Genomic DNA, 25948 nt, shown 5'->3' with positions numbered 1-25948 from the left:
AAAAGCGTTAAGCTTTATTTACTCCGTCTTTTTTCTTATTTTAGCTGTGCTTGATGCTTCTCCACTCGTCCTCAAGGATTGCCATTAAAATAATATCAGCATATCTTCCCTGATCTTTCAGCGCATCACGTAAAACTCCTTCTCGCTTAAAGCCTGCTTTTTCATATACTCTTTCAGCTGCCAGATTAAAGGAATAGACATCTAGCTCTAAGCGATGCAGCTTTAATACCTCAAACGCAAAATCACGCGTTGCTTCACAAATCCAAGTACCAAGTCCTTTGCCTCGCTTATCCGCATGATAAAGTCCGATACGAAAATTAGCACTGCGTAAATCCCAATCAATTTCATTGATTACGCTTTCTCCAATAATTTTTCCATCAGGCGCAATGACCAAAAAGAAACGACGATTCTTATCCTCAAGCGAGTGTAGAAAAAACGTCATGACCTCTTCCTTAGTAAAAGCTTCCTTACAACCGGTAAGGCGTGCAACCTCCTTATCCAAGGGACAATAATTTTGTTCATAATAAGCTGTCGCATCATCGGCTCTTGCCAAACGTATGCTATAACCGTCCTTTTGTCCGATGTTCTCAACATTCATCAAAACCCTCTCCTTTATCCATTATGAAAAAGCTTCCTTCATTTCCTTATTCACTTATACTTGCTGCTTCTATTTTCATTAAAAGAATAGCATGCCCCATCATAATCTCAACAATATTTCTTGCACCATAATGCTTCCTTCTTAATGTTAGGTATAAAAAAGAGATTTCTTATATGGTTACTTCATTCAACCACATTGGAAATCTCCGTTGTTTATTTTTAATCCGATAACCTAGAACTTACCCGATGGGTTGCAAATTTCAATTTACCGATGTTTTTCACGTTTATCCTTAGCAGCTAAGCCGATATAGGTTGCTCCTTGGGGAACATCTGTGATAACAACTGCATTTGCACCGATTTTTGCGTCATCACCAATTACGATATTCCCAAGACACTTTGCTCCTGCACCAATCATAACACGATTGCCGATTGTAGGGTGGCGTTTCGCATGCTGCTTTCCCGTACCACCCAAGGTAACTCCATGATAAATATGACAGTCATCACCGATTTGAGCCGTTTCTCCAATAACAACACCGATACCATGATCAATAATCAAGCCTCGCCCGATCGTAGCTCCCGGGTGAATTTCGATTCCTGTCCAATTTCTTGCCAAATTGGAATTGAGACGTGCTAAGAAATACAAATGATGTCGATACAACACATGAGAAATACGATGAATGATCAATGCCTTGATGTGCGGATATAACAAAAGCACCTCCAGCTTTGAATGGGCTGCCGGATCGTTATTCAAGGTACGTGTTACGTTATAATGCAAATCCTTTAAACGTTGCAGCATTTGTTAAAAATCCAAAACGGAAAGATATTTCTCTCCCCCATCTGGTGCAATCGTAACAATCGTTTTATCCGGATTTCGCCATGCCAAGCGTTTCGCAAGCGCAATATTGGCACCGGAACTGATTCCTACTAAAATACCGGTTTCCTTCACAAATGCCTTCGTTTCACGCAGTGCCTCTTCATCGCTTACCAACATGATATCATCGCACAGCTCACGATGAAAATTGCCCGGCACAAAATTGGCTCCGATTCCCTGAATCTTATGTGGACCTGCCTCTTGACCACTTAACAAAGCGCTTTTTTCCGGTTCACCGGCAATGCACATAATGGAAGGATCATGCTCTTTTAAACGTTTGGCTACTCCACTAAAGGTTCCACCTGTTCCTACGCAGGCAACAAACATATCAATATGCTCTACCTGCTTTAACATTTCTTTTCCCGTTGTTTCATAATGTGCCAATACATTATCTTCATTATCAAATTGATCCAAGCTTTTCGCATTGACATGCTCCTGCTTATAGGCATTCATCGCCTCCATTGCTCCCTTCATTCCTTGAGAGGCAGGAGTTAATACCAGTTGTGCCCCATACGCTTTAACCAACTGACGACGCTCTAAGCTCATGGATTCCGGCATAAAGATAATAACCTCAATGTTATACATCGCACCAAGCATAGCCAATGCGATTCCCGTATTACCGCTAGTTGCTTCTACTAGTACATCACCCGGTACCAGCTTCCCTTTTTCCATTGCTTTACTAAGCATTCCCAATACCGCACGATCCTTAACACTGCCACCGGCATTAAATTTTTCAAGTTTGATATAAATATTTGTATTTTCTAAACGAAGCATTGGTGTATTCCCAATCAGCTTTGTACTTTCTCTCATAGTTTTTTCCTCCTGTATGTTGTTCTTTTTTATGATATGCTACAACATCGTCCGCGAAGCAGTACATATTGACAAATAAAACCATTCTTTTTCATAAGCTCCTCCTTCGCCTCCTACAGTATATGCAAAGGGAAGAATGCTTGCCCCTTTGTTGTTTCATTATGCCACAGTTTCCCAAAAAAAGAAATGCAAATGCTTAAATTTCCATAGAGAAAGAAAATTGCAAATTTCTATCTTTGTTTTTAAGCAGCTGTCGGCATTGCTGCTAACCATACGATATCCTTCTTATCAATCTTATGATAAATATTGTCAAACAAAAACCTTACGCATACAACAAGATGCATTCTTCTTTCTTATTTACACTTGTTCTTTGTAGGTCTTTGCCAACGCAATATAATGCAAAGCATTGTCATAAATATCCTTTACCTGTTCCTCATCTATCTTTCGTATTACCTTTCCCGGAACACCAACCACAAGACTATTCGGTGGAATACATTGATTTTCCTTCACCAATGCACCGGCAGCGATCATGCAGTTTTCTCCAATATGCGCTCCGTTTAAAATAATTGCTCCCATACCAATCAAACAATTGTCCTCGATTCGTGCTCCATGAACGATTGCCCGATGCCCAATCGTTACATTCTTTCCGATATAGAGCTTATGATTGGGATCGGTATGTAAGATACAACCATCTTGAACATTGGAGTTTTCATCAATCACAATTTCCTCCTTATCTCCGCGAATCACACTATGAAACCAAACCGAAACATTCTTTTTTAGATCCACTCTACCAATCACATCAGCGTCCTTTGCGATAAAGCAAGAAGCATCAATTTGCGGTGCATTATTTTCAAACTTCATAATCATACATATCATCTCCTTGTATTGTGAAAACAGCCTTACCTTACATCAGCAAGCAAAATAGCAATATGCCATTCATAAGGTACTACCTCATTATAGTATCATTAAAACATTAAAAATCATCATGAATGTTTACTCATGATGATCTTTTTTGTATTCTTCATAAAGATTGGAAAAGGAAGAGCATGATGAACAGTCGCTATGACAGCCCGAACACCCGTTTTTATCGGAATTTCTTGTCGCATAGAAAATAAGTGCAAGAATAGCAAACAAAACAATGACAACGATAAGATCCGCAATATTCATAATCTCACTCCTTATATAACAGTTTATGTACTCTCAATCCTTTGGTTACATGAACAATAGTGTTCCTAGCTGATAAACGATCAATGCTACGATATAAGCTACTCCGGTTTGAAACAATGCGGTAAACATTGCTTCCTTCATAGAGCCAAGCTCTCGTTTGGTTGCCGCAAAGGCGGCTACACATGGCATATACAAAACCGTAAAGCATAAATAAGCAAATGCGGATACCGGTGTAAAGATATTCATCAAGGCGGCACTTAAACCGGCATCGCTTGTAGCATTCGTTAAAACACTTAAGGTAGAAACCACGCTTTCCTTTGCGGTAATGCCCGTTACCAAAGCAGTTGATGCTCGCCAATCCTCAAAGCCAAGTGGTGCAAAAATATGAGATAACCATGTTCCCAGCTGCGCTAACATAGATTCTCCGGAATCCGCAACCATGTGCAATGTAAAATCGAAGCTTTGTAAAAACCAAATCAGAATGGACGCCACAAAAATAATCGTAAAAGCACGTACTAAGAAATCCTTTGCTTTTTCCCACATGTGCAATACAACACTTCTGGCATCTGGTATGCGATAGTTTGGAAGTTCTAATACAAAGGGAATCGGTTCCCCCTGAAAAACCGTACGTTTCAACAATAAAGCCGATACGATAGCAACCAAAATCCCTAATCCATACACCGCTATCAATACAAGAGCTGTATGTTCAGGGAAAAAGGCAGCGGTAATCATGCCGTAAATCGGAAGCTTGGCAGAGCATGACATAAACGGAGTAACGATGATGGTCATTTTACGATCTCGCTCACTGCTCAAGGTACGTGCAGACATGATTGCCGGAACACTGCACCCAAAGCCAATCAGCATGGGCACAAAGCTTTTACCGGATAAGCCGATTTTTCGAAGTGCCTTATCCATAACAAAGGCAACACGTGCCATATAGCCACTGTCCTCCAATAAAGACAGAAAGAAAAACAATACAACGATAAGCGGTAAAAAGGACACTACACTTCCTACCCCGTTACAAATACCATCAATGATCAGCGCATGCAGCCAATCGCTTACTCCCACATTTACAAGAAAGGCGGATAATGCATCAATTCCATACCCAACGCCCTCTTCCATAAGCGCTTGCAGCGTACCGCCGATCGGACCGAAGGTCAAATAGAAAACAGCAAGCATGATCATGATAAATACCGGTATCCCCAAATACTTATGAGTGAAGAGACGATCTAGCTTTTCACTACGAACATGTGCTAAGGTTTCATTGCGTTTAACAACACATTCCTTTACCAATTGTTCGATATACGTATAACGCATATCCGCAAGTGCTGCTTCACGATCAAGTCCCAATGCCTGCTCCATACTTTGTACTATTTTATCAATAATATCTCGATCATCTTGATGCAAAGCTAACGCTTGTTCAATCAGTTCATCGCCTTCTACCAATTTCGTTGCAGTGAAACGAAGCGGATATTGCAGTCGTCGAGCATGATCCTCAACAATATGCGCGATCGCATGAATGGCTCGATGCACCTCCCCACTGCAAAAATCAAACTGCGGCATTTTTAAAATCTCATCATCACTTTGCTTAGGCTTTATTTCCTTAACCGTTTTTTTCAAGGTATCGATCAAATCAAAGATCCCTTCGTTTTTTCCGGCCGAAATCGGAACCACCGGAACACCTAATTTATCGGAAAGTTTCTTCACATCAATACTGTTCCCGCTGGCATTCACCTCGTCCATCATATTTAGAGCTATGACCATCGGAATTTCTAATTCTAACAGTTGTAAGGAAAGATAAAGATTTCTTTCAATATTGGTCGCATCGACAATATTGATCAATACATCTGGGTGTCCTTCCAAAATAAAATCACGTGTAACTACCTCCTCACTTGTATAAGGAGAAAGGGAATAAATACCCGGTAAATCTACAAGTGTTGCTTCCTTGTAGCTTTTAATCGTTCCTTCTTTACGTTCTACCGTAACGCCGGGAAAGTTTCCAACATGCTGATTACTACCCGTCAAACGATTAAACAGTGTCGTTTTTCCACTGTTTTGATTTCCCGCTAATGCAATCAATACCTCACGCATGATGTAGCTCCTCTTCCTTTTGTATATCAATCTTAGCCGCATCTTCCAAACGTAATGTCAAAGTATAACCACGCAGCTGAAGCTCCATCGGATCTCCCATCGGCGCAATCTTATGCACATGTACATGTGTTTTCGGCGTAAGCCCCATATCTAATAAACGGCGACGCAAAGCACCCTCGCCATGAACCTTTAAAATAATACCACCTTCACCAGGTGTTAGCTGATCCAGTGTCATACGATCCCTCCTCAATGTTAGCCTAAGCTAATTTAATTCTAGCTACATTTTATCACTTCTTCCCTATATGTCAAGATAGGGTTGTAAAAAAACATACAGTAACCCCTTACACAGCTATTTTTACAAAAGAAAACCATGCATGCGCATGGTTTTCTGTTTATTCACGTTCGTTATCACATTCATCAAAATCATTCCACTGTTCTCTTCCATGACAGCTGCAGCTGCAATCCTCATTTTGACGGCAGTTGTTCATACAGCTGCGATATTGGGCACGACAGCGATCCTCACAACTCATTGTAGGACATGGACGTGGACGACATGGTTTCGGACGATGACAGCAGCAAGCTGCGCCCGGGCGATACGTGTTTTGATAAGCGGAATTACAACGTGGACAACCACACCCTCGATTCTGATTTACCACAATTCGCTCTCCATTGCATTTGTTGCAGTTACATTTTCCTGTATTCATCTTCTTCCTCCTTTAATAGCTGAGATTATCGATCTCACTCTACTATATGCAACATACATCTTTTGCTCATAGGCATATTTCAAGGGTAAGATGAAAAAGATAGGATTCTGTCTTTATTTCATAAACCAACGAACAAAGCGCTGCTTTCCTTTCGTATAAGGCTGATAACGAATCGGTAAGTCCATTCGATTACTTTTTTGCACGATACTGCGAAAATGAGAAAAAGTACGAAAACTATCGTAGCCATGATAGCTGCCCATTCCACTTTGTCCGACTCCACCAAATCCCATTTGACTGGTCGCAAGATGAATGATCGTATCATTGATACAACCACCGCCAAAGCTGCAACTGTTTATAACCTGCCGTGCAATCGCTTTTCTTCTTGTAAATATATATAAGGCAAGCGGCTTTTCCTGTTGCTGAATATAAGACAATGCTTCTTCTAGCGTTTCATAACCTATTACCGGCAAAAGCGGTCCGAAGATTTCCTCCTGCATGATGGCATCATCAAAGCTGACATTTTCAAAAACAGTTGGCTCAATACACAGATTTGCTTCCTCCATCTTTCCGCCAATGCAAATATTTCCCGATTGCATCAATCCTTTCAAACGCTGAAAATGCTTTTCGTTCACAATGTGGGGATACGTTTCACAATGCATTGGATCTGTGCCGAAAAACTTCGTAATATAATACTGCACATAAGCTAAAAAAGGCTTGCGTACCGTTTCATCAATCCATACATAATCCGGTGCTACGCAGGTTTGTCCGGCATTAAGAAACTTACCGAATACAATGCGCTTTGCTGCCAAACGCAAATCGGCTGATTTTTCAACGATGCATGGACTCTTTCCACCCAATTCCAATGTAACCGGAGTTAAATAGCGACTTGCTTTCTCCATCACCAAGCGACCAACCTCAACTCCTCCGGTGAAAAAGATATAATCAAAGCGCTGTTCCAAAAGCTCTTTATTTTCTGTACGACCACCTTCTACTACCGCCACATAGCTTTCTTCAAAACAAGAAGCAAGCAGCTTAGCAATAACTGCCGAGGTATGCGGAGCATACGCACTGGGCTTCACAATAACGGTATTTCCGGCTGCCAAAGCTCCAATCAATGGCTCCATAGCAAGTTGAAAAGGATAGTTCCAAGGCGACATGACCAATACTACACCATAAGGCTCGGCAAGCTGAAAGCTTTTCGAAGGAAACTGTGCCAGCGGTGTGCGTACCTGCTTTGGCTTTGCCCATGTATCAAGATGACGAAGCTGATAGGTCAATTCACTAAACACCATGCCGACTTCAGTCATATAGCTTTCCATCTCTGCCTTATGCAAATCCTGATATAAGGCCGCAGAAATATCCTTTTCATACATCATAATCGCCGAGCGAAGGCGCTTTAAAGCTTGCTTGCGATAGCTTACGTCCTTTGTCTGATGACTCTGATAAAAGCGTCGTTGTTTTTCTACCAATTGTTTCATTTCCATATTTCCACCTTCTGTTTATCCTTACGATAGCTTCCGATATGCAAAAACAGCACCCTACGATGCTGTTTCTTCCTATTGTGCTAAAGCTTTATCCAATTCTTCGATTTCAGCCTCTAATGTTTTGATAAAATCTTCTTTATCCGCAATGCGTTCCTTAGCATCTTCGATTGCACGTTCTCCCAATAGAGCGACCATATCTCGTTCAATACGCTGAATCTGACGCTTTTGTTCCTGAATCAGCTCCGTTTTACGCATGCGGCGATCTTCCATACGCTGACGCCACTGTGCATGTTTTGATTCATTAAACTGCTTCAAGCCGGCAAAATAGGTATCCATCACATCGCGGAAAGCTTTCCAAATTTCATCATCGCGTTCTTTTCCAGTAAAGCCAACAGCTTTCCAATCCACAGAAAGTTGCTTCATTGCGGCCGTATCTTCACGGGTGAACAATGTATTTTCAGCAATTTCCTTTGCTTTTGCTAACAGCTCTTCCTTTTGCTGATATAAAGCATCTTGTTTCTCATGCAATTCATCGTAATAGGCATCACGTGCAGCATAGAACTTTTGACGACTTGCATGAAAGGCATTCCATAAATCGTCCTCATATTCACGTCCCGCACTTCCGGCTTCCTTCCAACGAGCAAACAATTCCTTGAAGGCATTGCCGCTAGCTTGCCAAGCAGTGCTGTCCTCTAGCTTTTTCGCTTCTTCGATCAATTCTTCCTTTACCTTACGTGCCTGTTCGAATTTTGTTTGCATATCCTCCCAATGCGTATGCTTACGATCAAAGAAGGTATTACGTGCAACATTAAATTCTTCCCATAATACATCATCTTTTTCTTTTCCCGCAGAGCCTGCTGCCTTCCACTGTGTCATCAAATCCTTCATCGCTTCGGTCGCACGATTCCAATCCGTAGAATTCATCAGTGCCTTTGCCTGCTTGATCAAATCCTTTTTGGTTTCCTCTACACTGGCGTAAAGCTCTCTGCGCTTAGCATAAAACTTGTCGATAAGCGCATCAAATTCTTCTTCCAATGTATCCTCATACGCAGATTCCCAATAATAGATTCTGCGCCATCTGCGTTGTAGATCGGATAGTTCACGATTCAATGCACTCCAATCTCCTGTATCTTCTATTTGCTTTGCTTCTTCGATCAAAGCCTTCCGCTGTTCGATATCCACATCAAAGTCTCGAACATCTTCTTCATACACATCGTTATTTTCGTAATCCATAGTAACCTCCCAAGATGATACCTCGTATCAAATGCTTTGTTATATCAATTTTACATCATATTGCGAAAAATATCATGCAAAATCTGTATTTTTATTGAAATGTTAGTATATTATCATCAAAATCCTATCATTCTGCTTCACATACACCCAAAAGAAAGCATCTCTACATGATAATTTATAATTTTCTACTTAATAAGTAACCATCAATCATTTTCTTACAAGCATGCAGACACTTTCGATACTATTTGTAAAAGGAAACATATCCACTAGCGTCATGCTTCCCTCCACACGATATCCCAGCTTTTGAAGCATACGAATATCTCTTATCTGCGTATTGGGATTGCAGGAAATATAAAGAATCTTAGGTACCCTCAAACGAGCAGCACTACTGAGAAACTCCTGACTGCTGCCACTACGTGGAGGATCCATGATCAATACATCTAGTGTTTGTTGAGCTTTGGCAAGCTGACTCATGAAGCTTCCCGCATCATCACATAAAAAACGAATATTGCGAATCCTATTCAATTTGGCATTTTGAATAGCATCTTTAACCGCATCTTTATTAAGCTCAACACCTATTACCTGCTTTACCTTGGAAGCAACGCACATACCGATTGTTCCAATTCCGCAATAAGCATCTAAAACAACCTCATTACCTGTTAGCATCAACTTATCCAATGCCTTCGTATATAATACCTCACATTGATCATGATTGATTTGATAAAAGGATTTGCAAGATATTTTAAAGCGTAATCCACACAGGATATCTTCAATATAGCCTTTTCCATACAAGATACGCTCCTCATTTCCCAAAACAATGCTTGTTTTACGTGGATTTACATTTTGAACGATTGTTGTGATATTCGGGTGTGCCTTCAGCAATTCTTCAACAAGCTTACGGCGAGCGGGAAAAACATTTGAGCTGACAACAAACACCACCATAATTTGCTTTGTTACTTTGCCATAGCGTATCAATACATGTCTTAGCAATCCTGTTCTTCGATCCTCATCGTAAATCTCAATAGCAAGCTTTTGAATAAGCGAGACAATGCTCTGTACTATATCATCACATTCCTTTGGGTGCAATAAACATGCCTCATAAGGAATGATACGATGGGAAAATTCTTCATAAAAGCCCGCCTTGATACGCTTATCTCTTCCTTTTTGAAATCCGATGATCATTTTATTACGGTAATGATATGGATTGCCAGCGCACAAGACATCTTCTACCGGTATTGATAAACGCTGCTTCTTACAAAGCTCTACCACCTGTTCTTTTTTATACTGTGCCTGATTGGATTGTTTTCGATGCATCAGCTGACAGCTTCCGCATTTTGCATAAATCGAACACTTCGGCTTACAACGATATTCGCTGGGCTTGATGATTTCCAAAATATTTCCGACATACCCCTGCTGTAGCCTTTTTACAATTTCAACACGTACCTCCTCCTGTGGCAATGCTCCTCGAACCAGTATCATATCCTCGCGATATTTTATAATGCCATTGCCCATTTCATCAATATGCGCAATCGTTCCCGTAACTACCTGTTTCTTTTTTAACATAAACGCTCCCTTTCAATAATATCAACTGCTTCTTTCGCAGCCTGTGTCATATTTTCAAAAACGATTCCATGCATTCCCAAAGCATTCGCCGCTGCAATATTTTGGGGCAGATCATCAAAGAAGATACATTCCTGTGCTTGAAGCTGATAGCGTTGAAATAAGGCCTCGAAAATTTTACGATTCGGCTTATTCACCTTTATTTCATAAGATAAAACAGCTCCATCTGCCACTTTAAAAAATGGCATAGCTGCCTTTAAATAGGCAGCACTATCTATACTGATATTACTTAAAAGATAGATCTTATAACCTTGATTTTTCATTGCTTGGACATACGCAAAGGTATCCTCCTTTAGCTGCATCAACGACAGCCAATGTTCTAACACATAAGAGATTTCCTGCCAATCTTGCGGATACTTTTCCTTATATATTTGCGATAAATCTCCCTTATCATATATTCCCTGATCATAAAGCTGCCACACCTCATCAGCGAATACCTCCTCACATATTCTTGCACATTGTATTTCATCGGGAAAATTTTGTGAAAAATAAGCTTTGGGATAAAAGGTTACCAATACATTTCCAATATCAAATATCATATTTTTAATCATATCAACATCTCCTACTATTCTTTCATTATACATGGGAATGCTCGGAATAAAAAGAAAAATTCCGCCTAGAATAGACGGAAACATTTTATTAGCATTGCGTTTTCATTTAACTGCATCGGCTCTTTCGGAAAAACAGTCAGCATTCGATACGCATATACTCCTAAAAAAACAAATAGGAACAAACCTGAACAAATACGAAAAGTTTTTGTTTGAAACATACGCTCACGATATTTGAACCACAACATGATGACGCATACAGCATAGCCTATAAATGCCCAAACAGCCGGGTGATAAAAGCTTGCCATTTCCATGTTTCCCTTGCTAAGCCAATACAGTGCTGTAAGCATATTGCAGCCGGGACATGGAATGCCGATGATTTCCTCCATAGGGCAATATGCACCAAAAAGTATGAGCACTACAAGAAGAACTATCCCAAGCAAAATCATGTCATGCTTTTTTTTCATGCTATGCCATTCCCTTATCAATCAAATTATTAATACTGTTCTGCATAATACATAAAGAAATTAAACCAAAGCCGAAAATTCCTAACAAAACATTGATCAATGCATTATCCTCAGCCCCTAAAGCGGAAAGCTTTTTGGAATATTTGTAGTAACAATACAAAGACCATAAGCCACAAGTAACGATACTTAATAATACATCGGTTAATGCCGTATCGGTCTCCCTCGCTGCATAATTAACATCGGAATAAATCTGATACATTGCGACAAACATATAGATTCCGCAAGTAATGATTGTAAGTATCACGATGCTTACAATACCACGCTTTCTCATACCTCTCCTCCTCTTTCATCGGCAATGCTAAAAACAGTGCATGCCTCTTTGATATGGAAATTATACCATTACTCGAAAAAGGAATGCAAATTTTTCCGTTCGCATTCCTTTATCTTCCTTATTTACTTGCTTTTACCATGAAATCACAAATCTTTTTAGCAAACTCAGTTGGATTTTCAATTGGGAATCCTTCAATCAATAATGCTTGATCATACAACAGTTCGGCATAATCCTTCACCGCATTTGCATCATCGGCATATACCTTCTGCAAAGCTTTAAAGATTTCATGATTTGGGTTAATTTCCAAGATACGAGAAGCCTTCATGCCATAAGGATTTCCTTCCGGCATCGCACTCAATACCTTTTCCATTTCAAAAGACATACCATCATCACTTGACAGACATACCGGATCATCTACCAAACGAGAAGAAATCTTAACCTCTTTGACCTTTTCACCTAGTGCTTCCTTAATGCCGCCTAGTAAATCCTTGTTTTCTTCTGCCTTTTTCTCAAGTTCCTTCTTTTCCTCTTCGCTATCCAAATTCAAATCGCCCTGTGAGATATTTTTGAATTTTTTATCCTTGAAGCTACCAAGCACCTGCAATGCAAATTCATCGACATTATCCGTTAAATACAAAATTTCATAACCTTTATCCTTGACCTTCTTAACGGTTGGCATCTGATCGATATTTTCAATCTTATCTCCACTCATGAAGTAGATAAATTCCTGTCCTTCTTCCATGCGTGCAACATACTCATCAAGAGTAACGAGTTTTTCTTCCTTAGAGGAATAGAACAACAACAGATCCTGCAACAAATCCTTATGCATACCATAATCATTGTATACACCGAATTTGATTTGTAAACCAAAATTATTCCAGAATTTTTCATATTCCTCACGCTCGTTGCGCAGCATTAACAACAATTCGGATTTGATCTTCTTTTCAATACGGTTCGCAATCACCTTCAGTTGACGATCATGCTGAAGCATCTCACGTGAAATATTCAAGGATAGATCCTGTGAATCAACCAATCCCTTTACAAAACGGAAATGCTCGGGAATCAGCTCTTCGGCGTTATCCATGATAAACACACCGCGGCTATATAACTGCAAGCCCTTCTTATAATCCTGTTGATAGTAATTGTAAGGTGCTTTTCCCGGAATAAACATCAGGGTAGAAAAAGATACCGCTCCCTCAACGCTTGTATGGATTACACGCTGTGGTTCATGGAAATCATTAAATTTATCCTGATAAAACTCATTGTATTCCTCTTTCGTAATTTCAGATTTATTACGTTTCCATAAAGGAATCATAGAGTTTAATGTTTTCAGCTCTAATACTGTTTCGTATTTCGGTTCAGCCGGCTTTTCCTCGCCTTCCGCTGTTTCCTCATCTACGCGCTTTTGCGTTTCCATCATCATTTCAATTGGGAAACGAATATAATCTGAATATTTCTTAACTAAACGTTCGATTTCATACTGCTGTAAATATTCGTCATAGTTATCATCATCGGTATTATCCTTTAAATATAAAGTAATCGTTGTACCACAGCTATCCTTTTGTGCTTCTTCGATCGTATAGCCGTCAACCGCATCACTGCTCCATTCGTAAGCTGTGTCACTTCCATACTTTTTCGTTAATACCTCTACACGAGATGCTACCATAAATGCAGAATAGAATCCGACACCGAATTGCCCGATAATATCCACTGCCTCGTCTTTCTTTTCTTCTTCACTTAGACCTTCTTTAAATGCCAAAGAACCACTCTTCGCAATTGTTCCAAGGTTTTCCTCCAGCTCCTCTTTATCCATACCGATACCATTATCCGAAATTACCAAGGCACGATTTTCCTTATCAATATCCAAATGAATCTTAAATGCACTGCGATCCACCGCACTGTCATTTTCACTTAAGGATTGATAGTATAGCTTATCAATCGCATCACTTGCATTGCTGATAAGCTCACGCAAGAAGATTTCTTTATGCGTATAAATGGAATTGATCATCAAATCTAAAAGTCGTTTTGATTCTGCTTTAAATTGTTTCTTTCTAGCCATTTTCATTACCTCCGATTAGCACTCTATTTATAAGTCTGCTAATAGTATAGACCTTTTCCTTAGCAGCGTCAAGTATCGAGTGCTAAAATCTGCAATTTCTTTTTCTCACTCAATGTTTGACACGTTACCCCTACTTTCATCAGGAGTATTGCCGAAAAGCTCAGAATTTACTATAATATATAAAAATTTCAAAGGAGATGAAGGCTTATGAAGCAGTTTAAAGATATGAAACGAATCGTCATCAAGGTAGGCTCCTCCACCCTTAGTCATGCTCATGGTGGATTAAACCTTCGCAAGATCGATCAATTAGCCATGGTATTAAGTGATTTAAAAAACAGCGGAAAGGAAATCGTGCTAGTTACCAGTGGTGCGGTAAGTGCCGGTATGGCAAAGCTTCAAATGTCAAAGCGCCCCACTCAATGCGCGAAAAACAAGCTGCTGCCAGTGTTGGTCAATGTGAGCTTATGTTTATTTATGATAAATTTTTCTCGCAATACGGCTCAAAGATCGCACAGCTGCTTTTAACAAAAACCATTACCGAAAACAGTATTTTACGAGATAATGCCATCAACACACTAAAAACCCTATTTGAATTAGCAGTCATTCCTATCGTTAATGAGAATGACAGCATCGCCGTTGATGAGATTACCTATGGTGATAACGATACCTTAAGTGCCGTTACCGCCACTTTGATCCATGCCGATCTTTTGATTCTGCTTAGTGATATTGACGGACTTTATAACGACAATCCTACAAGCAATCCCCATGCTTCCCTTATTCCAATCGTTACCGAAATCGACGAACACATATTTTCTATGGCACAAGGAGTTGGAAGTAAGCTTGGAACCGGCGGAATGGCAACAAAGCTACAGGCTGCTAAAATCGCTACTGATGCAGGGATTCCCATGGTTATCGCAAACGGAGAAAACCCCCAAATCATCTACGATATTCTAAACAACGACTATCGCGGAACTTTATTTTATAAGGAGGAACACCTATGAGCTTAATCGAAGATGCAAGACGCTGTAAAGATGCCAGCTTTGCTATCATGAATGCTTCAACAATGGAAAAAAATAATATTCTATCCCATATCGCTCAAATACTAGACACTCATCGTAAGGAGATCTTAGAACAAAATCAAATCGATATGCAAAAGGCACAAGCCTGTGGCATGAGCGAGCAATTGCTAGATCGCATGATGCTTAACGATGAGCGCATTGATGCTATACTATCCGGCATTCAAACAGTTATCGCACTTCCTGATCCAATCGGTGAAGTTTCGCAAATGAAAACCTTGCCCAACGGCTTGCAAATAGGAAAGATGCGTGTTGCCTTGGGAGTAGTCGGAATGATCTATGAAGCACGTCCAAATGTAACCGTAGATGCTGCGATTTTATGCATCAAATCCGGCAACAGCGTAATGCTCCGTGGTAGCAAAGATATTTTTCATACTAACCGAAAGCTTGTTGAACTCATGCAAAAAGCACTTATACAATGCCAATTTCCTAAAGAAACAATTTCCTTTGTAGAGGATACAAGTCATGAAGCCGCAGCTCAATTTATGAAAATGCACGAATATCTTGATGTGCTCATTCCTCGTGGAAGCGCAAAACTGATTCGCTCAACCGTAGAAAAGGCTAGTGTTCCTGTCCTTGAAACCGGAAGTGGGAATTGTCATGTATATATTGATGATGAGGCTGATTTAGACAAAGCATTGGAAATTATCATCAACGCAAAAACCTCTCGCACCAGTGTATGCAATGCATGTGAAAGTGTTTTAATTCACAAAGATGTGGATAGTGATTTCATCTCCATACTTATTCATCGTTTATTGGAGCTTGGTGTTACTATCCATGCCGATCCTTATCTTTGTGCCTATGATGAACGCTGTCAGCTTGCTAGTCAAGAGGATTACTACAAGGAATATCTGGGAATGGAAATCTCCATGAAACAGGTTGTAGATCTTGAAGAAGCCATTTATCATATTAACCGATACAGCACTCATCACAGTGAAACGATTGTTTCCGAGAACTATACAAATATAAAACAATTCTTACGTGAAGTCGATAGCGCTTGTGTTTATGCCAATGCTTCTACTCGATTCTCCGATGGCTTTGAGTTTGGTTTCGGTGCGGAAATCGGAATCAGTACACAGAAGCTTCATGCTCGTGGTCCTATGGGACTGGAAGCATTAACCTCTCAAAAATATATTATTTTGGGAGATGGGCAAGTAAGGTAGGATAAATATATCCGAAAACGAAAGATATAATATATGTATTTAATCTAGTGTTATTTACAATTCCAGTGTGCCTTTCAAGCACACTTTTTTATTTTCCCAACAATCTTTCGAAAGTTTACTTGTTATAGTTGAAAAGTAAAACCGTTGTTATATATAGAAAAAAAGCCTTTAAACAAAGGCTTTTTGCTCACAATGGAGCGGGTGATGAGAATCGAACTCACGTAGTCAGCTTGGAAGGCTGAAGTTCTACCATTGAACTACACCCGCAATCAAATGGTGACCCGTGGGCGATTCGAACGCCCGACCCTCTGATTAAAAGTCAGATGCTCTACCAACTGAGCTAACGGGTCATGGTACTACATGAATGGCTGGGGTAACTGGATTCGAACCAGTGAAATGCCAGAGTCAAAGTCTGGTGCCTTACCGCTTGGCTATACCCCAATAAAAGATGGTGGGAAGGGACGGATTCGAACCGCCGAACCGTTAAGGAACTGAGTTACAGTCAGCCGCGTTTAGCCTCTTCGCTACCTTCCCTAGATTGATTAAAAATGGTGCCGACTATAGGAATTGAACCCACAACCTACTGATTACAAGTCAGTTGCTCTACCAATTGAGCTAAGTCGGCACATCATGGTGGAGGTTAACGGGCTCGAACCGCTGACCCTCTGCTTGTAAGGCAGATGCTCTCCCAACTGAGCTAAACCTCCACGTTTTTATTGGGCAACCAAATTTCCTTTAGGAAATCAGCGCTCATATATAATACCATCGCTCTATCGTTATGTCAATAACTTTTTATAATTTTTTGTATTTTTTAATTTTTTTATTTTAAGCTAAAAACACCCTATATTTCAGTCTGTCTTATATGCTTCCATAATGTCCGCTAAACCTTCTGTGTCTTAAAAAAATCATACGCCGGAATAACATAAATCTCTACTTCCTCATGACAATTCAATTTTTCAATCATAGTAACAACTTCTTGTACCTGATTATTTTCTACCCCTATCAGCATTACGGTCTTTCCATATTGTAAAAATTCTCCGCTGGAACCGATAGTAGTAGCATGATACCCTCCCTCTATGACACAATCGGAAATCGGTTGGGCATAATCATCTCCTGCCATCACAACAAGCAACTTCATTTTAACACCTCATATCCTATCTATAATTATATGTACTTAACGCAGATTGTCAAAGGAAGATTTTATAAAGCTCCCCTCTCATGAAAAAGCATCTGATAAACAGACACTTTAATTATTGACATGGTGATGCGGTGCATACGAATCTGTTTCCAAGCCTTCAAACACATATCCTTGCCTACGATAATATTCGATGATCTGCGGAAGTGCATGCACTGTCGTATCCTTAGCATCGGTATCATGCATCAAAATATTGATATATTGCGCATCAGAGGAGGTCGCATTTCTAACAATCTGTGCAACCGGAACATTATTTCCACTGGCATCGGTAGAATCGCAGTTCCAATCAAAATATTGATACCCTTCTTCTTGCACCTTTTGTGTAAGCTTTGTCATAATCTGCGGCACATATTTCGCACTGATCGTATTGCTGGATCCTCCCGGAAAACGAATCAGATAAGATTTTTCATTTGTCATACGCTCCACTAAATCACTTATTTTCTGCAAATCTTGGAAATACGCCTGTGTAGAGCTATATACCGAAGCATAATCATGGCTATATGTATGCAGACCGATCGAATGCCCTGCTTTATACGCTTTGGCAATACTCTCATAACAATCCGCTCTGACTCCGGTTACAAAGAAGGTTGCTTTCACATCATAACGCTCCAAGACCTTTAAAATTTCTTCTGTATTATATGAAGGACCGTCATCAAAGGTTAAATATACTACCTTTTGATTTTTTTCCGATTGTGGACGAATACGTACACTTGTTTTTATCTCTGCTTTATTTCCCGAACGATCACTTACCAAATAACGAAGCGGATAGCTTCCTGCTTGCTTAAAATTCACTCTTGAAGTATCCACCTCAATTTTCGGCTTCTTGTCAAGATTATCTTTTACCGCTACCTTATCTTCGAAAGTATAAGTATCCCCTAAATAAAAGGACAATGCACCACGCACCTCCAAAGACGGCTTTGTTTTATCCTCCTTGCGCACCAAGATCGTTTCTTTCCTTGTCTCATTTCCGTTTTCATCGCTTGCGACAATAACAACCCTTTGTTTTCCTTCCTTGTTAGATGGTTCAGAAGCAAAGGAAAGCGTAACCTTCGATTGATCCTCAACCTTTTTCACAAACATTTTAGCAGATACCTTTTCCACCATATCAGTAGTATATTCCTTAACCTGCAAGGAAGGCGGTGTTAAATCCTTAACTTCGATCTCAACCGGCATTTTTCTTTCTTTATAGCGATATGCCCCCTTATACACTCCTACTTTTGAGGTGTCGACCTTCCCTTCAAAGCTAACTTCTTTCTTATCTCCAAACATCACAAGCTTAATACCATCTTGATAATGGAAATCCTTTTGTAAACCGACCTCGATACGCTCCTCACAAATTACCACCGGGTGAATCAGCAAAAAACCGCAAATCACTACACAAGTGCCCAAGAGACCACACAATGTATAAACAATTTTAGGCTTTAATTTCCGTTTACGTCTTAATCGCTCCATACATACCTCCCGATAACCTCAAATAACAGCCACAATATATACTCTTATCCTAAACCTATTTTACAAATGTATTATAGTATATCGTTTACAAAAAATAGTAAAATTTATTGTTACGTTTTTCTAAAGATATCGTAAGATTTAAAACAAAATAAAAAAAGCTATCAAAGCCTAATGTATTCAAATCCTGCAAAAAGTCATAAACAGCTTTTGCTTCCTCATTTTTAACAGTTAAACTCTTTTAATAATGAAAATTCTCCACGAAAGCCTCCGATGATTTCAATAAAATCATTTTGATCAGCATACAAAATTCTTTTGGTGGCGTACATGCCGGATCACGAATCCAACGCTTGATTCCACAAACAAAAACATCTAAATACAAGGAGATTACAAAGCTTTCATATTTATGCCCTTTTAAACTGGGAAAAACTACACAAAAATCTTCTGCCAACAAGGCATAAAAAATCTCTTGAAAATACTCGGTAAAGGAATTTTGGCCATCATAAGAAAATACCTCCCGATAAAACTCCTTATTTTCATAGAAATATTCACACAGCGTTTCAAAATTTTCCCATAAAAAGACATATTCGCTATGATGCAGCTGCTTCAAGCATTCGATATTAAAAATCCAATTTACCAAATCGAATTTATCTTTGAAGTGATAATAAAAGGTCTTTCGATTCATGCCACATTCCTCGCAAATATCCATAACCGTAATTTTCGCAAAGCTTTTTGTCTGCATACAGTTTTTCAACGCTTTGGCAAGAACCTTCTTTGTGATATTTGATTCCGGCACACGCTCACTCCCAATCAATGTAGCTCCTTTTCAAGCATTCATTTCTTATTAAAATTTCTCACATTATAGCATTCTTATCGACATTTTTCAAACATAAGCTCTCGTTCATTTCCAAGAAAATGCTACAAAAAAAGCTCAAGTCGCCGCAATTTCGCACACTCCTTGAGCCTTAACAGCATTATTTTCCCTGATCTTTATTCAGCTTATCTTTGATTTCGTTGATCATTGTACGCATTTCACTAAGTCCGGCATTATGCTTGCTGGAGAAGATGCTTGGATTTCGTTTCAAAGCCTTTTCTGCTTTTTTTAAGACCTTCTCATTCAGTTCTGCACGATGCTTCTTCACTTGTTTTCTTAAACGTTTATTACGCTCATTTATACTTTGAATATTATTATGCAAGATTCTTTTTAGGTGCAAGGCCTGAATCGTTGATAGAATCACATCAAAAAGAAATAAAGCAAGCAATATGCTATCTGCCACATACAAAACGGGTAGCGGTAAACATGCGGTAAGCTGCATTACCTGATGATCCGCAAAGCGCACCAACAGCACTGCCAACACACCCCAAAGCAAAGAAATCGGAAGGGCAATATAACCTTTATAATTCAAAGGAACTCCTCGATAATCCCAATAACGTACATGAAACAGCTTTTCCATACTTAACCCAACAACTACCTCAATGATACTGACACTTAATGCACCAACCAAAAAGACCATGGCGATACGCTCCTTAAAGGGATAAGTAAGATATAAAATAATCAACGCACTGAATCCGTAAATCGGCAGCCATGGACCATTGAGATATCCACGATTCACAAACTTCTTTTGTTTAACCGAGCGATAACAACTTTCCCATACCCAACCGAAAAAGCTATATAGGAAAAAGATAAATATCCAAAGTCCAATTTCTTTCACTGTCATAAGCATTCTCCTTCATTAAGACTTCATGATTCTCAAATCCTTTTGAGATTTTGTATTTTCGCAAGTCTCTAAAAGCGGCTCTTGATAAGCCACAGAACTTTTTTCCTGTGCCGCTAAATTCTTTTTCGCAGTAGCAAACATCAACTTGATTCGGTTAAGCTGATTGACCTCACTGGCACCCGGATCATAATCAATAGCAACGATATTACTCTTAGGGTACTTTTTCTTAATCGCTTTTATAACTCCTTTTCCGGTAATATGGTTTGGTAAGCAGGCAAAGGGCTGCATACATACGATATTGAAACAGCCATCTTCCATCAATTCAAGCATCTCTCCGCTCAAAAACCAACCCTCTCCGGTTTGATTTCCCAAGGATACGATTTCAGAGGCAAGCTGTGCGATTTCTTCAATACGATGCGGTGCATCAAAATGCTTTGAAAGGCGCAGTTCCTTTACAATATTTTTACGCAGCAGCTCCGCGATCTCGATACCACATTGACGAAGCATGGTTGCCATATGCGTTCCTTCAAAATTGCTTTCCTTAAAATGCGCATTGTAGAAGCAGTATAGAAAGAAATCCAATAGATCCGGTACGACTGCTTCTCCGCCCTCTTTTTCAATGATATCCACAATTTGATTATTTGCCGTAGGGTGAAATTTCACTAAGATTTCACCAACCAAGCCAACACGTGGCTTTACCACATCAATTGTCTCCAACGCATCAAATTCTTTTATAATCCCACAAACATTGCGTTTAAATTCCGATAGACTGCCGGTATGCAGATTATACTTACATAGCTTTACCCATTTTTCATATAGCTGATTGGCTGCCCCCTTTTCTCTTTCATAAGGACGCATACGATACAATACCCGCATCAATAAATCGCCATATAATACACCCATGATCACTCGTTTGATTAAGCTTGGTGTAAGCTGAAAACCGGGATTGCTTTCCAAGCCTGCAAGATTGACGGAAATCACCGGAATATAATCCATTTTCGCATCATGAAGCGCCTTACGAATCAACGCGATATAATTGGTAGCACGACACCCTCCCCCTGTTTGCGTGATCATCAAGGCAGTTTTATGCAAATCATACTTTCCGCTATGCAAGGCATTCATCATTTGTCCTACAACCAAGATACATGGATAGCACGCATCGTTATTCACATATCTTAAGCCTTCTTCCATCGCTTCTCTATCAACCGAAGGTAATACCTCGAAACGATATCCCGCTTCTTTCATTGCGACTTCAATAAACTGAAAGTGAATCGGCGACATTTGCGGACAAAGAATGGTATAGCCTTGTTCTTTCATTTCTTTGGTAAACGGTACACAAGAAAGCTCATAGCTTTTGTTTTGATGTGCACGTGCACTTTTCTTTTCAATGGTTGATTTCAAGGAGCGAATGCGAATACGAATTGCGCCAAGATTGCTGACCTCATCAATCTTAATCAATGTATAAAGCTTGTTGCTTGCCTTTAAAATTTCCGTAACCTGATCGCTTGTTACCGCATCTAAGCCACAGCCAAAGGAAGTCAGCTGAATCAGCTCCAAATCCTCTTGATCCGCCACAAAGGAGGCTGCCCGATATAAGCGTGAGTGATAGGTCCATTGATTAACCACTCGCAGCTGCAAGCGTTTTGTATCCAAATGACAAACACTGTCCTCACTCAAAACCACAAAACCCTCCGAAGCAATTAGCTCCGCAATGCCATGATGGATTTCCGGATCAACATGATATGGTCTGCCAGCTAAAACAATCCCTTTTTTATGATGTTTTTTCATATAGCTTAAGGCACGCATGCCTTCCCTTCGAATATCCGCATGGTAATGCTCATCTTCCGCAAATGCCAGCTTTAGTGCCGCCTTGATTTCCGCATGGGGAATATGATACTCCTGCAATTCTTTCTCCAACACCCTTAACAGTGTCTTTGGATTATTGAAAGATATAAACGGGTTTTTAAATTTTATCTTTGCCTCTGCAATGGAATCCATATTGTTACGTATCGTTTCACTATACGCGGCAACAACCGGACAATTATAATGATTATCCGCATCTTTAAATTCAACATGCTCATACAAGACAGCAGGATAAAAAATAAAATCAATATCCTTCGTTAATAAGTCCTCTATATGTCCATGGACAAGCTTTGCCGGATAACAAACGCTTTCACTTGGAATCGACTCCATTCCTTTTTCAAACAGCTGCTTAGAAGATCTTGATGAAATGACTACCCGAAATTTCAAGGCTGTAAAAAAGGTATGCCAGAAAGGATAGTTCTCATACATATTCAAGACTCTAGGAATGCCGACACTTCCTCTTAACGCCTCTTTTTTGGAAAGCGATGTATATTGAAATACACGCCGATACTTATATTCATATATATTGGGAAGCTTTGCTTTTACAAGCGGCATATCCGCACCACGCTCACAACGGTTTCCACTCACAAATTTTCGTCCGTCATAAAAGGAGGTAACCGTCAAAAGACAGTTGTTGCTGCATTTTCCACAACGACGCATCTCATGTGTTGCATGAAAGCGGCAGATTTCTTCATAGCTTAACAGGCTTGTACCAAGACCATCATCTGCCTCCTTAGCCATATAAGCCATACCATAAGCACCCATAAGACCGGCAATATTAGGACGTATTACGTGCATACCGGTTTCCAGTTCAAACACACGCAAAACCGAATCATTATAAAATGTACCACCTTGCACAACGATATGCTTACCAAGCTGCTCTTTATTCCTTAGCTTAATAACCTTATACAACGCATTCTTAATAATAGAATATGCCAACCCTGCCGCAATATCCTCAATGAAAGCTCCCTCTTTCTGTGCCTGTTTTACCTTTGAATTCATAAAGACCGTACAACGACTGCCTAAATCCAAGGGCTTTACAGAGCGCATAGCAAGCTGCGCAAATTCCTCAATCGAATATCCTAAGGAATGCGCAAAGGTTTCCAAAAAGGAACCGCAGCCGGAGGAGCAAGCTTCATTTAATGTAATATCCTGAATAACACCATCACAAATTCGCATTGCCTTCATATCCTGTCCGCCGATATCTAAAATAAAATCAACGTCCTCACAAAAGCAGCGTGCTGCTTGATAATGGGCAATCGTTTCTACCTCACCGATATCAACCTTTAGTGCACTCTTTATCAGTGCCTCCCCATAGCCGGTAACCCCTGCTTTTCGAATCTTGCAGCCTTTTGGCAACTGTTGATAAACCTGCTTCATCGCTTTTAAGACCAAATCCAAAGGCTCACCTTTATTAGAGCTATAAAAGCTATATAAAATCGTTCCATCTTTCCCAATCAAAACAAGCTTCGTTGTGGTACTTCCGACATCAATACCCAAATACACATCGCCGCAATAGTTTTGTAAGTTTCCTTCTCTCACCTGCTGTTTTTGATGGCGTTCTTGAAAGCTTTGCAGCTCCTCAGCATGTTCAAACAACGCAGGCAAATGTTGTTTTTCTTCCAAGCTTTGTAAAGAAAGCTGCTTTAATTGTTCTATGATGTTTTCTAAAGATCGTTCTTTTTTCAGCTCCTTTGCATGCAAACAAGCTCCCATAGCAACAAACAGCTGGGAGTTTTTCGGAAAGATGACATCTTCCTTTTTCAAATGCAAAGTTTCAATAAAGCGTTCACGCAAAGCATCAAGAAAATATAAGGGTCCACCCAAAAAGGCTACTTTTCCACGAATCGGTTTTCCACACGCAAGCCCGCTGATCGTTTGATTGACGATAGCTTGGAAGATGGATACGGCAATATCCTCTTTTAATGCTCCTTGATTTATTAACGGTTGAATGTCCGTTTTCGCAAAAACCCCACAGCGAGAGGCAATCGGATAAATGCAAGTATAAGATTTCGCCAATGTATTCAAACCTTCCGCATCTGTTTCCAATAAGCTCGCCATTTGATCGATAAACGCCCCTGTTCCACCGGCACAGGTTCCGTTCATTCGCTGCTCAAGCGTTCCTTTAAAATAGGTGATTTTCGCATCTTCCCCACCCAACTCAATCGCCACATCGGTTTGCGGAATATACGTTTCTACCGTTTTCGTACAGGCAATGACTTCTTGCATAAATTCAATATCCAATCGCTTTGCTATTTCCAAGCCGCCGGAACCGGTAATAACCGCTTTGACCTCTACATTGCCAAGCTGCTCCTTCAGTCGCTGCAATTCTTCTAGGATCGTCTTGCGAACATCGCAATGATGACGAAGATAGCTTTGATACACATTGTTATCCTGCTCATCGCTAACAAACAATTTCACTGTTGTAGAACCTACATCAATTCCCATGGAATATTGCGGCATCTCAATCACCCTCCTTACATACACAACCGTCTTGTTTTGCTAAACAATGATGCAAAACCGTTTTTAGTGATCTTTGAAAAACATTGGCAGCTGCTTGATAAATGCTCTTTCCATTCAGCATCAAAAAGCCCTGCTCATCAATTCCCACGCAATATCCTTCATTGGAAAACACCTCATCAATGCGTTGAATATCCTCTTGTAAATGTAGGATAAAGGTAGGATATGATTTCGTAATACGCAATGTGCAAAGCGCTTGATCAAGCTTTGCTTTTTCCTTTTCCTCAACATCGCTGTCTGCAAGCAAGGCAACACTCAGCGGCCAAAGCGGCTCAAACGATTGAAAAAACTGTCCGCTTTCAATTTCCGCAAGTTCTTGCTTACCATATACAACATGCAAGCCATACAAAAGACCTCGCTTACGCATGTCAGCAACCGTTGTATCAATATCCTTTTCATACCCAACAGAAAGCATAAGATTATGCAGCTCTGCTATCTGATCAAGAACCTCCTCATGCAAGCATTCCTTTCGACACATCAACACAAAGGCACATTGCTCATATTCAAAAAGCATACTCAACAGTTGCTCAACCTGCCCTTCAACTACGAAAACAAACACATAAATTCCAAGCTCCATGCCTTCCTCAATAATCTGGCAAAGCTGTTTTTGATGCACCTCATCAAAATCCTTTACCTTCAAAAACAAACTCCAAGGAATATGCAGCTGTTCCCTTGCCTCCAACAAGCGAATGCGTTTTACACCCATCGTACACGCATTATAACCGACATTCATACCGAAGCTTAACAATGTTTTTGGATCGACATGCTCAACGGCATTGCCAATCAGATCATAATAACGGCAATTTTCATCTGCCAATAGCCGCTGAGCAAGCTGTAAGCTTTGCTTCTGAAAGCCACCCTTCGCAAACTCCAAGCCGTAATCAACCAAATTGCGAATCGTTCGCTTGGGATTATCCTGTATATCCCTCAAGGCTTTTTTCACTGAATTTTCAATCAAAATGTAATCAATATCCTTACCCAT

General features: G+C 40.0%; 22 protein-coding genes, 6 tRNA genes and 1 pseudogene. 2 read left to right on the top strand and 27 right to left on the bottom strand.

The window, feature by feature from the left end; genetic code table 11:
- Positions 1-40 precede the first annotated feature (40 nt).
- From EUBDOL_RS08105 to htpG, 15 genes are all read right to left on the bottom strand, one after another.
- Positions 41-598: a GNAT family N-acetyltransferase gene (locus tag EUBDOL_RS08105; protein WP_004800448.1), complete on the bottom strand. Its 558-nt coding sequence runs from the start codon at positions 596-598 to the stop codon at positions 41-43.
- 264 nt (positions 599-862) lie between these two features.
- The gene (gene epsC / locus EUBDOL_RS08100; protein WP_004800447.1) at positions 863-1393 is read right to left on the bottom strand and encodes a serine O-acetyltransferase EpsC; all 531 of its coding nucleotides are present in this window, start codon (positions 1391-1393) and stop codon (positions 863-865) included.
- Between the two features lie 3 nt (positions 1394-1396).
- Complete coding sequence (locus EUBDOL_RS08095) at positions 1397-2278, bottom strand: PLP-dependent cysteine synthase family protein (RefSeq protein ID WP_004800446.1); 882 nt, start codon at positions 2276-2278, stop codon at positions 1397-1399.
- Between the two features lie 357 nt (positions 2279-2635).
- Positions 2636-3145 (bottom strand): gamma carbonic anhydrase family protein, encoded by a 510-nt coding sequence (locus EUBDOL_RS08090; protein WP_004800443.1) that lies wholly within the window; start codon positions 3143-3145, stop codon positions 2636-2638.
- A 126-nt stretch (positions 3146-3271) separates the two neighbouring features.
- Positions 3272-3445, bottom strand: a complete 174-nt coding sequence (locus tag EUBDOL_RS11270) for a FeoB-associated Cys-rich membrane protein (RefSeq protein WP_004800442.1) — start codon at positions 3443-3445, stop codon at positions 3272-3274.
- Positions 3446-3490: 45 nt separating this feature from the next.
- Positions 3491-5536, bottom strand: coding sequence for a ferrous iron transport protein B (feoB, locus tag EUBDOL_RS08085; protein ID WP_004800441.1), 2046 nt, complete (start codon positions 5534-5536; stop codon positions 3491-3493).
- Positions 5529-5771, bottom strand: coding sequence for a FeoA family protein (locus tag EUBDOL_RS08080; RefSeq protein ID WP_004800440.1), 243 nt, complete (start codon positions 5769-5771; stop codon positions 5529-5531). Before EUBDOL_RS08080 ends, feoB begins: the two co-directional genes overlap by 8 nt.
- A gap of 157 nt (positions 5772-5928) precedes the next feature.
- A complete protein-coding gene (locus tag EUBDOL_RS08075; RefSeq protein WP_004800438.1) occupies positions 5929-6240 on the bottom strand; it encodes a hypothetical protein in 312 nt (103 codons plus the stop codon).
- 113 nt (positions 6241-6353) lie between these two features.
- Positions 6354-7724, bottom strand: a complete 1371-nt coding sequence (locus EUBDOL_RS08070; RefSeq protein WP_004800437.1) for an aldehyde dehydrogenase — start codon at positions 7722-7724, stop codon at positions 6354-6356.
- 72 nt (positions 7725-7796) lie between these two features.
- Positions 7797-8957 carry a DUF349 domain-containing protein gene (locus tag EUBDOL_RS08065; RefSeq protein ID WP_004800436.1) on the bottom strand — a complete coding sequence of 387 codons (1161 nt, stop codon included), beginning with the start codon at positions 8955-8957 and terminating at the stop codon, positions 7797-7799.
- A gap of 207 nt (positions 8958-9164) precedes the next feature.
- On the bottom strand, positions 9165-10520 hold the full coding sequence (gene rlmD / locus EUBDOL_RS08060) for a 23S rRNA (uracil(1939)-C(5))-methyltransferase RlmD (RefSeq protein WP_004800435.1): 1356 nt from the start codon (positions 10518-10520) through the stop codon (positions 9165-9167).
- Positions 10514-11128, bottom strand: coding sequence for an HAD family hydrolase (locus EUBDOL_RS08055; protein WP_040463652.1), 615 nt, complete (start codon positions 11126-11128; stop codon positions 10514-10516). The genes rlmD and EUBDOL_RS08055 overlap by 7 nt, the downstream gene beginning before the upstream one ends.
- 65 nt (positions 11129-11193) lie before the next feature.
- The gene (locus tag EUBDOL_RS08050) at positions 11194-11592 is read right to left on the bottom strand and encodes a DUF2752 domain-containing protein (protein ID WP_004800433.1); all 399 of its coding nucleotides are present in this window, start codon (positions 11590-11592) and stop codon (positions 11194-11196) included.
- A 1-nt stretch (position 11593) separates the two neighbouring features.
- Positions 11594-11923, bottom strand: coding sequence for a DUF4234 domain-containing protein (locus EUBDOL_RS08045; RefSeq protein ID WP_004800432.1), 330 nt, complete (start codon positions 11921-11923; stop codon positions 11594-11596).
- A gap of 118 nt (positions 11924-12041) precedes the next feature.
- Positions 12042-13982 carry a molecular chaperone HtpG gene (gene htpG / locus EUBDOL_RS08040; protein ID WP_040463650.1) on the bottom strand — a complete coding sequence of 647 codons (1941 nt, stop codon included), beginning with the start codon at positions 13980-13982 and terminating at the stop codon, positions 12042-12044.
- Positions 13983-14189: 207 nt separating this feature from the next.
- Between htpG and proB the strand changes: the two are divergent.
- Both proB and EUBDOL_RS08030 read left to right on the top strand, forming a co-directional pair.
- Positions 14190-14983: pseudogene (proB, locus tag EUBDOL_RS08035) on the top strand (glutamate 5-kinase).
- A complete protein-coding gene (locus tag EUBDOL_RS08030) occupies positions 14980-16221 on the top strand; it encodes a glutamate-5-semialdehyde dehydrogenase (protein WP_004800428.1) in 1242 nt (413 codons plus the stop codon). Before proB ends, EUBDOL_RS08030 begins: the two are co-directional and overlap by 4 nt.
- A 193-nt stretch (positions 16222-16414) precedes the next feature.
- On the opposite strand, the gene EUBDOL_RS08025 is transcribed toward EUBDOL_RS08030, so the two are convergent.
- The 12 genes from EUBDOL_RS08025 to EUBDOL_RS07970 all read right to left on the bottom strand — a co-directional run bounded on the left by EUBDOL_RS08025 (position 16415) and on the right by EUBDOL_RS07970 (position 25948).
- Positions 16415-16488, bottom strand: a tRNA-Gly gene (locus tag EUBDOL_RS08025).
- A gap of 7 nt (positions 16489-16495) precedes the next feature.
- Positions 16496-16571: transfer RNA gene (locus EUBDOL_RS08020), tRNA-Lys, on the bottom strand.
- Positions 16572-16586: 15 nt separating this feature from the next.
- Positions 16587-16662, bottom strand: a tRNA-Gln gene (locus EUBDOL_RS08015).
- An 8-nt stretch (positions 16663-16670) separates the two neighbouring features.
- A tRNA-Tyr gene (locus tag EUBDOL_RS08010) sits at positions 16671-16755 on the bottom strand.
- Between the two features lie 15 nt (positions 16756-16770).
- Positions 16771-16846, bottom strand: a tRNA-Thr gene (locus EUBDOL_RS08005).
- A gap of 6 nt (positions 16847-16852) precedes the next feature.
- Positions 16853-16928: transfer RNA gene (locus EUBDOL_RS08000), tRNA-Val, on the bottom strand.
- A 173-nt stretch (positions 16929-17101) separates the two neighbouring features.
- Entirely contained in the window at positions 17102-17359 is a 258-nt protein-coding gene (locus tag EUBDOL_RS07995) for a cyclic-di-AMP receptor (protein WP_004800426.1), read from the bottom strand.
- A gap of 108 nt (positions 17360-17467) precedes the next feature.
- Positions 17468-18868: a polysaccharide deacetylase family protein gene (locus EUBDOL_RS07990; protein ID WP_004800425.1), complete on the bottom strand. Its 1401-nt coding sequence runs from the start codon at positions 18866-18868 to the stop codon at positions 17468-17470.
- 238 nt (positions 18869-19106) lie between these two features.
- Positions 19107-19661 carry a dihydroxyacetone kinase transcriptional activator DhaS gene (gene dhaS, locus EUBDOL_RS07985; protein ID WP_040463743.1) on the bottom strand — a complete coding sequence of 185 codons (555 nt, stop codon included), beginning with the start codon at positions 19659-19661 and terminating at the stop codon, positions 19107-19109.
- A 178-nt stretch (positions 19662-19839) separates the two neighbouring features.
- Positions 19840-20583 carry a putative ABC transporter permease gene (locus tag EUBDOL_RS07980; protein WP_106381524.1) on the bottom strand — a complete coding sequence of 248 codons (744 nt, stop codon included), beginning with the start codon at positions 20581-20583 and terminating at the stop codon, positions 19840-19842.
- Between the two features lie 15 nt (positions 20584-20598).
- On the bottom strand, positions 20599-24909 hold the full coding sequence (locus EUBDOL_RS07975; RefSeq protein WP_040463648.1) for a 2-hydroxyacyl-CoA dehydratase: 4311 nt from the start codon (positions 24907-24909) through the stop codon (positions 20599-20601).
- Position 24910: 1 nt separating this feature from the next.
- The gene (locus EUBDOL_RS07970) at positions 24911-25948 is read right to left on the bottom strand and encodes a hypothetical protein (RefSeq protein ID WP_004800420.1); all 1038 of its coding nucleotides are present in this window, start codon (positions 25946-25948) and stop codon (positions 24911-24913) included.

This window comes from Amedibacillus dolichus DSM 3991, from assembly GCF_000154285.1.
Lineage (GTDB): Bacteria > Bacillota_I > Bacilli_A > Erysipelotrichales > Erysipelotrichaceae > Amedibacillus > Amedibacillus dolichus.
Note: the sequence above shows the minus strand (reverse complement) of the source record. Positions and strands in the feature narration are given on the sequence as shown.